Here is an 11,253-nt window from a genome sequence, read left to right on the forward strand (position 1 = left end):
ACAATAATTAATTGTTGGCTAAACGAGCTTCTTTTTCTAGTTTTGCTTTTATCCGCTGGCGTTTTAATGGTGATAGATAATCAACAAATAACTTACCATCTAAATGATCTAATTCATGCTGTATACAAACTGCGAGTAACTCAGTTGCATTTAAGGTAAAGGCTTGTCCTTCACGATCGAGCGCTTTCACGGTAACTTCTGTGTAGCGGTCAACTTTTGCGTAACAACCGGGCACAGATAAACAACCTTCTTCATTGATTTCGGTCGTATCACTATGGCTAATTATTTCTGGGTTAATCAAGACATAAGACTGGTCTTCGTCTTCTGAAACATTAATGACGACAATACGTTGATGGATATTGACCTGGGTGGCAGCTAAACCAACACCGTTCTCTTCTCGCATGGTCTCAAACATGTCATCAATTATTTGTTGTACATCACTGTTAATATCTTCTACAGGTAACGCTTTAGTGCGCAAGCGTTCGTCAGGAAATCTAAGTACGTTTAAAATAGTCATAAATATTCAAATAATTCGCGAAATATCGCATTGAGTGTTATGTTTCAATTTTAGCTATTAAATATAATTAATAATAGTGGTTTAGGCTAAAAGCTTAATATATCTGTTTAATAGGCGAACTATCATGCTAATACGTAGTTTTTTGTTAATACTCTGCTTATCTTTTTCAGTATTGGTTACTGCTGATGAGTTAACATTAAATAAAAATGCCCCAAAATCTTACTTTGTTAAAAAGGGGGATACTTTGTGGGATATTTCAGCAATATTTCTCAAGCAGCCTTGGCTCTGGCCAAAGTTGTGGCGATTGAATCCTGATATTGATAATCCTCATTTAATTTATCCTGGTGACGAGCTTCGTTTAGTTTTTGACGAAAAAGGGCAACCAATGTTAGTGCGAGGAAAGCCTGAACTTAAATGGTCGCCCCGAGCACGAGTTAAATTAAAAGATCAATCTGCTATTTCAAGTTTATCCTTGGACGTGATTGCGCCTTATATTAATTACAGTAGCATTTTATCTGAAGATGACATTGCAAAGCTCCCTTATATACTAGGGAGTGATGAAGGTTATAACTCTAGTATTGACGGCTTTAATCTCTATGTAAACGGCGAATTAGAGTTAGGCAAAGGTTATGGTATATATCAGAAAGAAAAGCCTATTTATGACCCTGAAACACAAGAACTTTTAGGCTACAACATTAGTGTTGTAGGTACCGGAAAAGTCTTACGCACCGGTGATATTGACAATAAAGTGCCTGCTACCTTGTATGTCGATGGCGTTAAAGAAGAAATTCGTTCCGGTGATTTCATTCTGCCCGTCAATGAAAACCAACAATACCCGTCATTTTTTAGTCTAAAGCCAGCGACTAAGTCGTTACGTGGACTAATTATCAACAGTATGAGTGGGTTAAGTGAATTTGGAAAACTCGACGTCGTAATGATTAATCGTGGCGCCGAACATGCCGTTGAGCAAGGAGATATTGTTTCGGTAAAACGAATCAGCCCAGGTGTTGTTGAAACAAGTAACGGCCCAACGTATAGCAAAGATGCTTCACGGTGGAATCGTATGGCAAATGTTGAGAGCTCTGATTATAAAATGCCAGAAGAGGTTGTTGGCGAAATGATGATTTTTAAAGTGTATCAGCAAGTGAGTTTAGCGCTCGTTATGCGTTCAAGTAAACCGCTTCGATTACAAGATATTATTACTTCACCCGTGGAAAACTAACCAACAGGCAATTCATCTTAATTTACAAGTAAAACCGCTGTACTTAGGGAGAAGACAGTGACAATAAAGTATAATTTAGCTGTTATCCCTCAACAGGGTGATGAGTATAAAAAGAAAAGCGCGAGTCACTTTTGGCTGGCGCTTAAGCTTATACCACGCCTAGCTATCGATAAAAAATTAAGACTTGTTGAACTCTTTGGGGTAGAGCAGCTTTTTCATTCCTCACAAGAACTGTCATCATTAAACCTTACTCAAAAACAGATAGCGGCGATTAGATCTCCTGATTGGCAAAGAATTTCTGAAATTATTGCCGCCACTGAACGATGTATTAGTGCCATTATTCCTTTTGTTGACTCTCGTTACCCTTCACAGTTAAAGCAAATTTATGATCCGCCATTGGTTTTATTTGCCCAAGGAAATATTAGCCTATTAAACCAAATGCAAATTGCCATGGTCGGTAGCCGAGATGCCAGTATTAATGGTCGAGAGAATGCGTTTAAATTTGCACAACAGTTAGCAAATGCTGGATTAGTGGTCACGAGTGGTTTAGCGCTAGGTATAGATGGCGCCGCTCACCAGGGAACGTTATCGGCAGGAGGTAAAACCATCGCGGTTGTCGCGACCGGTTTAGATCAGGTCTATCCAGCAAGACATAGATTATTAGCAAAAAACATTCTAGACAATGACGGTGCTATTATCAGTGAATTTCCTCCAAACACCCCACCTAAGCCAGGTTATTTCCCCAAACGAAATAGATTGATTAGTGGTTTAAGTGTGGGGGTGCTGGTGGTTGAAGCCACTATTAAAAGTGGCTCTTTGGTAACCGCTCGTTGCGCCATAGAACAAAATCGTGACGTGTTTGCTATCCCAAGTACCATTAATAACCCACAAGCTAAAGGGTGTCACTGGCTGATTAAACAAGGTGCTAAACTTGTCGATAATATTGCCGATATAGTTGATGAATTAGATCTACTGCCACAAAGAGGTCTACACTTAACGATAAACAAAGAGAAAGAACAACGCTTAGAAAAAAGTCAAAAACAACACTTGTTTAACGATTCATTGTTAGCTAGTGTGGGTTATGAAATCACCCCCGTAGATATGGTGGTTTCACGAAGCAAATTACCGATAGATGTCGTACTAACTCGGTTAACAATGTTAGAGCTTAAAGGTCTGGTTGCTACGGTTCCAGGGGGTTACCTAAGAGTAAAATAGGGGCTAATTATGTTTGATATACTGATGTATCTTTTTGAAAACTATATACATAGTGAAGCCGAAATCATGGTGGATCATGAGTCATTAACGGATGAACTTACCCGAGCAGGTTTTCATCAAGACGAAATATATAAAGCGCTAAGTTGGTTAGAAAAGCTAGCAGCACTTCAAGACACCGATGCTTATCCGTATTTAACGCGAGTAGGGCGTCGCTCAGTACGTGTCTATGTTGATGATGAAATGCAATTACTTGATGTTGAGTGTCGAGGTTTTCTTTTATTTTTAGAGCAAGTGAATGTCCTAGATTTTACCACACGAGAAATGGTTATTGACCGCGTGATGGAGTTAGATACTAAGTTCTTCTCGATTGATGATTTAAAGTGGGTGGTACTTATGGTGTTATTTAACGTGCCAGGTAAAGAAAATGCTTACTCGCAAATGGAAGATCTTATTTTTGATGAGCAAGAAGGTCCATTACATTAAGTGTCAATCGTATAACTCGCTTAAGTTTGGCTAATCGTGGCATAATAACGTTAACAATATTCTAGTGATTGCATTATGCCTAATTCTGATAAACCCTTATTTTCACAGAACGAACATGCTTTAGAAAAAGCGTATGAAGTGTGCCCAGAATGTGGCAGTGAAATTGTTATAAAGAATAGTAAGTCGGGAAAGTTTTTTGGTTGTGCTTCCTATCCTGCCTGCGATTTCACTCGTCCAGTTGTTGAACACGAACGTGTCGAAGATAAAATTTTAGCTGGAACTGAATGCCCAGAGTGCCAACATGAACTTGCGGTTAAACAAGGGCGATATGGAATGTTTATCGGTTGTTCCAATTATCCCCAATGCCATCATATTGAAGATACTAGTGGTCAAGAAGACGTTGGCGTAGCTTGCCCACAGTGCCAGAAAAAGGGTAAGCAAGCCGAATTAATTGAGCGTACCAATCGCTATGGAAAAACATTTTATTCTTGTGAACAATATCCTAAATGCAAGTATGTCCTTAATTATCCACCCGTTGCTGAAAATTGCCCTGAATGCCATTGGCCGATATTAGTGAAGCGTAAAATGGCGAGTGGTAACGTCATAATCTGTCCAGAAAAGAAATGCACCTATAAGCGTAAAGAGATATAATACGCGCAATTATTTAACTAAACTTCTGGAGAGACAAAATGTCATCAACTTTTGTTGCAATTTTAATGGGTTCAGATTCTGACCTACCTGTTATGCAAGCAACCATCAGCGTTTTAAAAACATTTGGTATTGAACATGAAGTACGTGTTCGTTCAGCACATAGAACCCCTGATGCTGCTAAAGCTTACGTAAAAGATGCCGAAGAACGTGGCTGTAAAGTCTTTATATGTGCTGCAGGTTTAGCGGCTCATTTAGCTGGTGCTGTTGCAGGAATGACCACACGTCCAGTTATTGGTGTTCCAATTGATAACGGACCATTACAAGGTCATGATGCCTTACTTTCAACGGTTATGATGCCTGGTGGAATACCGGTTGCAACAGTTGCTATTGGTAAAGCTGGTGCAAAAAATGCGGGTTATTTAGCCGCACAAATATTAGGTGTTGCTGATCCGTCTATTGCAGAAAAAGTAAAAGCAGAACGCGCTGCTAATGTTATTGCTTTACTTGCAAAAGATGAAGCGATGCAAGAAAAATTAACATAAATTTTATGTGTTATTTGAGAAACCAGCTACTTGCTGGTTTTTTTATGTCCAAAATTTACCCTGATATTTTTGTTTAGCTAAAATATAAATATTCCGCTAGATATTTACTGCGATCGAATGTGAATACCCCAATTCCCCCATTAGACCAAAGGATAATTTTTATACGCAATAATAGGCGTAAACTATCCTCAGTAAGTGCAGAAGTTAAGTAGCACTAAATAGCTACCAGCACCGTAATATAATGAGGAAAGTCGATGAACAATATTTATGACCAAGGCTTAGACAAAGTTGCAGCCAATAGCCAGCCTTTAACACCGATTAACTTTTTAAATCGAACCGCCGACGTACATCCTGAACGCGTTGCCATCATTCATGGTAAACAAAAAATTACTTATCGTGAATATCGTAATAATGTTAGACGCTTAGCCTCTGCATTAATGCAACGCGGTGTTAAGCCCGGTAATACAGTAGCCATCATGGCGGCTAATATTCCTGCCTTTCTAGACGCCCATTATGGTGTGCCGTTAACGGGTGCAGTATTACATTCTATAAACATTCGTTTAGACGCTGAAAGTATTGCTTTTCTTTTCGACCATGGCGAATGTGATGTACTCTTAACCGATACGGCATTTTCTTGTGTGGTAAAAAAAGCACTAACCTTATGTTCACGTCAACCGCTGATTATTGATATCGACGATGTAATGAGTGAAGGCGGTGAACGTTTAGGTTCTGTTGAGTATCAAGACTTACTTGCCGAAGGTAATGAAAATTTCACCGGAAATTTAATTCATGATGAATGGCAAGCGCTGGCGTTAAATTATACTTCAGGGACAACGGGTAACCCAAAAGGTGTGGTCTATTCACATCGCGGCGCTTATTTAAATTCGCTGGGTAACAACATGATCTGGCCATTAGGCAATAACTCAGTGTACCTATGGACACTGCCAATGTTCCATTGTAATGGTTGGTGTTTTCCATGGACTGTTGTTGCTGTGGGTGGAACACAAGTTTGTTTAAGGCAGGTAGAAGTTGGCGCAATCATTGAAAGTTTAATTGAACATAAGGTCAGCCATTTTTGTGGTGCGCCAATCGTCTTAAATATGATTTTAAATGCAGACCAAAAGTTACTGGCAAAAGTACCACGTGGCATAAATATCATGACCGCGGGGGCTCCGCCACCACCATCCGTTATTAAAGGGATGGAAGCAATGGGGTTTGATATTACCCAAGGCTATGGTTTAACTGAAGTTTATGGGCCTTGTGTGGTAAGTGAGTGGAAAGATGAATGGAATGATAAAAGCGATGATGAACGAGCAGCGTTAAAAGCACGTCAAGGTGTACGCTATCCTACACAAGAAGAAGTCGATGTATTAGACCCTGAAACTATGCAGCCCGTCCCTTGTAATGCTGAAACGGTTGGTGAAATTATGTTTCGTGGTAATAGTATGATGAAAGGTTATCTAAAAAATGAGAAAGCGACCAATGAAGCATTTAAACATGGCTGGTTCCATTCTGGTGATTTAGCCGTTAAGCATCCTGATGGTTATATTGAAATAAGAGATCGTTCTAAAGATATTATTATTTCAGGTGGAGAAAATATATCTTCAGTAGAAGTCGAAAGTATTTTATATCAACACCCTGACATATTAGAGGCAGCCGTTGTCGCTAAAAGCGATGAGAAATGGGGGGAAACTCCATGTGCCTTTGTTTCATTAAAGCGAGGCCGCAGCGCTACAGAGCAAGATATCATCAGTTTTTGTCGAGAACATATGGCTACATTTAAAGCCCCTAAGACAATTGTGTTTAGTGATTTACCAAAAACGTCGACAGGTAAAGTGCAGAAGTTTATTTTACGTGAAAAAGTAAAAAGCCTCTCATAACTATCAAGTGTTTAATTTTGGCGATAAAATTATTTTTATCTGAAATTAAACACTTATTTTATCTGTTAGATAAACGCCGTATAATCATAAAATAATCCTTTAATTTTCCATTATTATTTATGATGACTTCTGCCGAAGAGGCTTACAGCCAAGGTGGTATTATTGCTTATCCAACCGAAGCTGTTTTTGGCCTAGGTTGCGATCCAGATAATTTACTCGCAATTGAAAAATTACTTAGCATTAAAAAACGCTCTCCAGAAAAGGGCCTCATTTTACTAGCGGCTAACTACTCTCAATTACTCCCTTATATTGATGACAGTAAAATACCGCAAGATAAACGCTTGAGTATACTTTCTCGCTGGCCTAACGGTATTACTCAATTATTGCCAAAAAATAGCAATACCCATCGGCTACTTACTGGAAAATTTTCCACCATAGCCGTTCGATTGACTAGCCAACCTGATGTAGTAGCGCTATGCAACAAGGTAAATAAACCGATTGTTTCTACCAGTGCTAACCTATCAGGGGAGGAGCCGGCAAGAACTTGGCAAGACGTTGAAGAAACTTTGTCAGCTGAAATCGATTTCATCATAAAAGGTAGTACTTTAGGGTATACTCAACCTTCAAGAATAATTGATGCACTGACCGGAGAGACAATTCGAGCATGAGCCAAGTAAGCATAGAAACAGTCATTGAATTTTTAAAATCACTGCAAGACAATATTTGTTCAGCATTAGAAGCCGCCGACGGAAGTGGGCAGTTCGTTGAAGATAACTGGATACGCGCTGAAGGCGGTGGTGGCCGTACTCGAGTATTAACCGACGGGACTGTTATTGAACAAGGTGGTGTAAACTTTTCAGAAGTCTCTGGTGATAAGTTACCTCCATCAGCGAGTGCTCATCGACCTGAACTAGCCGGTAGAACCTGGCGAGCCTGTGGTGTTTCATTAGTTATTCACCCTAAAAATCCTTATATTCCAACGTCACACGCTAATGTACGATTTTTTATCGCTGAGAAAGAAGGTGAGGAACCTGTGTGGTGGTTTGGTGGTGGTTTTGATTTAACCCCTTTTTATCCTATAAAAGAAGATGTTGTTCATTGGCACCAAACGGCTAAATCACTTTGTCAGCCTTTTGGTGAAAATGTTTATAATGAGCATAAAAAATGGTGCGATGAATATTTTTATTTAAAACATCGAGATGAAACGCGTGGTGTTGGTGGTTTATTTTTTGATGATTTGAATCAATGGGATTTTGATACTTGCTTAAATTATATTAAAGCTGTTGGGCAAGGCTTTGTTGACGCTTATGTTCCGATTATCGAAAAAAGAAAGCACATTGAATTCTCTGAGCAACAACGTCAATTTCAATTATATCGCCGTGGCCGTTATGTTGAGTTTAACTTAGTCTTTGACCGAGGAACCTTATTTGGTTTGCAGTCAGGTGGGCGTACAGAATCGATATTAATGTCGATGCCGCCACTTGCTCGTTGGGAATATAATTATCAGCCCGATCCAACAAGTCAAGAAGCTGAACTGGCTCAGTACTTAGTACCGCAAGACTGGTTAGCTCAATAATTATTATCATTTATAATACTTCAGCTAGATTTTTTTGAACGCCGATTGAACGAGAAGCGTAAAGCTTCTCGTGTTTCTGTCAATGACATTAGCTGTTTTATATTTTCGTCACCAAGCTTACTTGCCACTGTTATTTACCTCTACTCCCCTCTATTTGTAAAATGTTTAAATAAAAGTTAAAACAACGCAATTTTATTGCGCTAGGTCATGTTTTTATTTTTAAGTCTCTATAGAATCCGTTTCATTAAATACCCACAAAATAAACAGGGACTTTGCACATGAAAAAACGTTTACTTACTTTAGCTGTTTTAGCTTCTCTTTCTGTAACTGCCTTTGCTGAAGATTATAAAACCGGAGATTTTGTTTTCCGTGGTGGTGCGACTATGGTTAACCCAGATAGCGGTAAGTCAGGGGTTTTTGTTGAAGCATTAGGAGGTAACACGCCATTATCTCTTTCTGTTGATGACAATACTCAACTTGGCTTAAATTTTATTTATTTCTATGATAACAATTGGGCAATAGAAGTTTTAGCTGCAACACCATTCGCCCATGATGTCATTATTCACGATCAACAACGTATCTCTGCCGGACTGTTTGGTGCGAACGTCGATGGTGCGACATTAGCGGAAGTCACACAGTTACCACCCACAATTAGTGCACTTTATTACTTTAACAGTGCATCGAACATTAAACCTTATGTGGGTGTTGGCATAAATTACACCATATTTTTTGATGAAAGTTTTAAAAGTACACCTGAATCTTTAGGTTTTAATGATTTAGAGCTTGATGGCTCATTAGGCTTATCGTTTCAAGTGGGCGCCGATTACTTAATAAATGATAAGTGGCACGTAAATGCTTCCGCTCGCTATATTGATATTAATGCCGATGCCTCCTTCAAAATTGGTGATATTAAAGGGTCTGCGTCAGTAGAAATTGACCCTATGGTTTATTCAATCATGTTGGGTTATAAGTTTTAGTATTATTAATAACACAAACTCTTAACAACACCCTTTTAAGGCAGTCATCTTTTATATAAAGGTAACTGCTTTTTTTATATTCATCATGCCTTTATTACGATAACCTTAAGTATAATTTATTACCCAGTGCTTTCTATGGATCAATATCGCGTCTTTGGTAACCCTATCAAACAATCACGTTCGCCCATCATTCACCAATCTTTTGCGCAGCAAACTCAGCAGCAGCTTAACTACCAAAGTGAATATGTAGCACTAGAGCTATTTGAACAAACAATCATTACTTTTATGCATAGTGGCGCTAAAGGTGCCAACATTACCGCTCCTTTTAAAGAACAAGCGATGGCATTATGCGATAAATTAACCGAGCGGGCTCAACTTGCCGGCGCGGTAAATACCTTAACGTTTGCGGGTGGTAAAATATTTGGCGATAACACCGATGGTGAAGGGCTTGTACAAGACCTCCTTAATCATAAAATATTATTAAAAAATAGTCGTATATTATTACTTGGTGCTGGTGGTGCCGCTAAAGGCGTGATTTTACCTTTATTAGCACAAGGACCACAGAAAATTGTTATCGCCAATAGAACAGTTAGTAAAGCCGAAGAGCTGATTAAAAAGTTTAACAACAATAAATTAACGGCTACAGGGTTCGATGCTCTGGGAGCAGAAAAGTTTGACCTTATTATCAATGCAACATCGGCAAGCTTAACGGGGAAAATTCCACCGTTATCAAAAGAGCTTATTGCTAATACCGACTGTTACGATATGGTTTATGGTAAAGAACTTAGTCCATTTTTAGCTTGGGCGAAAGCCAATGGCGCAAGTAATGTTATTGATGGTTTAGGTATGTTGGTAGAACAAGCCGCCGAAAGTTTTAGAACTTGGCGAAATGTTTCACCTGAAACCGCATCGGTGCTAAATAGGCTAAGAAAAGAGGATTAAGATGAATCAACAAATAATCTTCAACGATGATATAACTTATGATAACAACCAACAGGGCTGGATCTTTAGTGGATTACTCTCTGGTGAGCGTATTAATATTCTTATTAAGTGTACAAAGCATAATGTAATGAGTGATGCATTGAAATTTGATTTAGAAGAAATCGTTGAAGAGTGGCTCGACGATAATGAGCCACTCCCTGAAAGTCGAATAGAGCTGTACTATAAGTAACGGGCTAATAAATTATTATTGAGCAAGGTACTCATTCTTAAGCTCAACATAATTAATCGCAGACTGACTAAGAAATGCTTGCTCACTTTCTTTTAGTAATCTCACTTGTTTTACCGGGTTACCTACATATAGGTAACCACTCTCTAACGTTTTATGAGGAGGCACCAAAGAACCTGCACCAATAAAAACGTCACTTTCAATAATCGCGCCATCCATAATGATTGCCCCCATACCAACAAGTATACGATCTCCTAACGTGCAACCATGTAGCATGCACTTGTGACCAACGGTAACATCTTCACCTATAATGAGAGGATTGCCTGTTGGATTACCTGCGCTTTTACGGGTTACATGCAATACCGTACCATCTTGGATATTGGTTCTATTGCCAATGCTAATAGTATTAACGTCACCCCTAGCGGCGACCAAAGGCCAAATACTGACATCGTCACCCATAGATATATCTCCAACGAGTACAGCAGACTCATCAATATAGACCTTTTGGCCCAATTTTGGTGTGATTTTATTGTAGCTACGTAATATAGTTTTATTCATAATGAGAATTAGGTTGTGAACTTGTGCATTAATATTAGCAAATATCGACTAAAGGTTGAAAAAATATCAGTTATAAACTGTATTAATATAAATGTTTAGTTTAACGAAAGAGTATCAGCTAATAGAAGTGTGGTTAATAAATGTGGTATTCGGTCGAATAAACCTCAATAAAAACGTGGCCTGTACGTTAATTAAGCGAACAAACGTTTATTTCAAACTTATTGCAAAAAAGGGTTGACGCCCAGCGAGAAATCTCTAGAATGCGCTCCAGTTCCAAGGGGTTCAGTCAAAACGAACCACGAAAGAGCTGTTTTGATAAGTTATCTACATCACTTTAGGGTAAAGTAGTTAACTTAACGTTTTATAGATAAGGTTTGAATCTTCGAAAAGAAACTTCAAATTAAATTAAATAAAACGTTGACATCAAAACTGAGAAGCGTATCATGCGCATCTCGCTTCAGGCA

Annotated in this window: 13 protein-coding genes; 11 read left to right on the forward strand and 2 right to left on the reverse strand. The window is 38.8% G+C overall.

What is annotated here, in order from left to right:
• Positions 1 to 7 precede the first annotated feature (7 nt).
• The gene (gene def, locus H4J69_RS13255) at positions 8 to 517 is read right to left on the reverse strand and encodes a peptide deformylase (protein WP_070375272.1); all 510 of its coding nucleotides are present in this window, start codon (positions 515 to 517) and stop codon (positions 8 to 10) included.
• A 124-nt stretch (positions 518 to 641) separates the two neighbouring features.
• Between def and H4J69_RS13260 the strand changes: the two genes are divergently transcribed.
• The 11 genes from H4J69_RS13260 (at position 642) to H4J69_RS13310 (ending at position 10,234) form a co-directional block, all read left to right on the forward strand.
• Complete coding sequence (locus H4J69_RS13260) at positions 642 to 1,739, forward strand: LysM peptidoglycan-binding domain-containing protein (RefSeq protein ID WP_182217480.1); 1,098 nt, start codon at positions 642 to 644, stop codon at positions 1,737 to 1,739.
• A gap of 57 nt (positions 1,740 to 1,796) precedes the next feature.
• Positions 1,797 to 2,954 (forward strand): DNA-processing protein DprA, encoded by a 1,158-nt coding sequence (gene dprA, locus H4J69_RS13265; RefSeq protein ID WP_310733608.1) that lies wholly within the window; start codon positions 1,797 to 1,799, stop codon positions 2,952 to 2,954.
• A 9-nt stretch (positions 2,955 to 2,963) separates the two neighbouring features.
• The gene (locus H4J69_RS13270) at positions 2,964 to 3,437 is read left to right on the forward strand and encodes a DUF494 family protein (protein WP_070375270.1); all 474 of its coding nucleotides are present in this window, start codon (positions 2,964 to 2,966) and stop codon (positions 3,435 to 3,437) included.
• Between the two features lie 75 nt (positions 3,438 to 3,512).
• Positions 3,513 to 4,088 carry a topoisomerase DNA-binding C4 zinc finger domain-containing protein gene (locus H4J69_RS13275; protein ID WP_182230297.1) on the forward strand — a complete coding sequence of 192 codons (576 nt, stop codon included), beginning with the start codon at positions 3,513 to 3,515 and terminating at the stop codon, positions 4,086 to 4,088.
• Between the two features lie 38 nt (positions 4,089 to 4,126).
• Positions 4,127 to 4,630 (forward strand): 5-(carboxyamino)imidazole ribonucleotide mutase, encoded by a 504-nt coding sequence (gene purE / locus H4J69_RS13280; protein ID WP_070375268.1) that lies wholly within the window; start codon positions 4,127 to 4,129, stop codon positions 4,628 to 4,630.
• Between the two features lie 254 nt (positions 4,631 to 4,884).
• A complete protein-coding gene (locus H4J69_RS13285) occupies positions 4,885 to 6,510 on the forward strand; it encodes an acyl-CoA synthetase (protein ID WP_182222573.1) in 1,626 nt (541 codons plus the stop codon).
• A gap of 119 nt (positions 6,511 to 6,629) precedes the next feature.
• On the forward strand, positions 6,630 to 7,178 hold the full coding sequence (locus H4J69_RS13290; RefSeq protein ID WP_182244939.1) for a Sua5/YciO/YrdC/YwlC family protein: 549 nt from the start codon (positions 6,630 to 6,632) through the stop codon (positions 7,176 to 7,178).
• Positions 7,175 to 8,086, forward strand: a complete 912-nt coding sequence (gene hemF, locus H4J69_RS13295; protein ID WP_182175890.1) for an oxygen-dependent coproporphyrinogen oxidase — start codon at positions 7,175 to 7,177, stop codon at positions 8,084 to 8,086. Before H4J69_RS13290 ends, hemF begins: the two co-directional genes overlap by 4 nt.
• A gap of 278 nt (positions 8,087 to 8,364) precedes the next feature.
• Positions 8,365 to 9,063: an OmpW family protein gene (locus H4J69_RS13300; protein WP_182244938.1), complete on the forward strand. Its 699-nt coding sequence runs from the start codon at positions 8,365 to 8,367 to the stop codon at positions 9,061 to 9,063.
• Between the two features lie 135 nt (positions 9,064 to 9,198).
• Positions 9,199 to 10,005 carry a shikimate dehydrogenase gene (gene aroE, locus H4J69_RS13305; protein ID WP_182222575.1) on the forward strand — a complete coding sequence of 269 codons (807 nt, stop codon included), beginning with the start codon at positions 9,199 to 9,201 and terminating at the stop codon, positions 10,003 to 10,005.
• Between the two features lies 1 nt (position 10,006).
• Positions 10,007 to 10,234 (forward strand): hypothetical protein, encoded by a 228-nt coding sequence (locus H4J69_RS13310; protein WP_182204140.1) that lies wholly within the window; start codon positions 10,007 to 10,009, stop codon positions 10,232 to 10,234.
• Between the two features lie 15 nt (positions 10,235 to 10,249).
• Here H4J69_RS13310 and H4J69_RS13315 read toward each other — a convergent pair whose 3' ends face one another.
• The gene (locus H4J69_RS13315; RefSeq protein WP_182217472.1) at positions 10,250 to 10,789 is read right to left on the reverse strand and encodes a gamma carbonic anhydrase family protein; all 540 of its coding nucleotides are present in this window, start codon (positions 10,787 to 10,789) and stop codon (positions 10,250 to 10,252) included.
• Positions 10,790 to 11,253: the final 464 nt, after the last annotated feature.

Source organism: Colwellia sp. BRX10-9, from assembly GCF_014077405.1.
Taxonomy (GTDB): domain Bacteria; phylum Pseudomonadota; class Gammaproteobacteria; order Enterobacterales; family Alteromonadaceae; genus Colwellia_A.

Coding starts and splice junctions, on each gene's coding strand:
- H4J69_RS13300 (WP_182244938.1), top strand. CDS start 8,365: ATGAAAAAACGTTTACTTACTTTAGCTGTTTTAGCTTCTCTTTCTGTA.
- def (WP_070375272.1), bottom strand. CDS start 517: ATGACTATTTTAAACGTACTTAGATTTCCTGACGAACGCTTGCGCACT.
- H4J69_RS13290 (WP_182244939.1), top strand. CDS start 6,630: ATGATGACTTCTGCCGAAGAGGCTTACAGCCAAGGTGGTATTATTGCT.
- hemF (WP_182175890.1), top strand. CDS start 7,175: ATGAGCCAAGTAAGCATAGAAACAGTCATTGAATTTTTAAAATCACTG.
- H4J69_RS13315 (WP_182217472.1), bottom strand. CDS start 10,789: ATGAATAAAACTATATTACGTAGCTACAATAAAATCACACCAAAATTG.
- purE (WP_070375268.1), top strand. CDS start 4,127: ATGTCATCAACTTTTGTTGCAATTTTAATGGGTTCAGATTCTGACCTA.
- H4J69_RS13310 (WP_182204140.1), top strand. CDS start 10,007: ATGAATCAACAAATAATCTTCAACGATGATATAACTTATGATAACAAC.
- aroE (WP_182222575.1), top strand. CDS start 9,199: ATGGATCAATATCGCGTCTTTGGTAACCCTATCAAACAATCACGTTCG.
- H4J69_RS13285 (WP_182222573.1), top strand. CDS start 4,885: ATGAACAATATTTATGACCAAGGCTTAGACAAAGTTGCAGCCAATAGC.
- H4J69_RS13260 (WP_182217480.1), top strand. CDS start 642: ATGCTAATACGTAGTTTTTTGTTAATACTCTGCTTATCTTTTTCAGTA.
- H4J69_RS13275 (WP_182230297.1), top strand. CDS start 3,513: ATGCCTAATTCTGATAAACCCTTATTTTCACAGAACGAACATGCTTTA.
- H4J69_RS13270 (WP_070375270.1), top strand. CDS start 2,964: ATGTTTGATATACTGATGTATCTTTTTGAAAACTATATACATAGTGAA.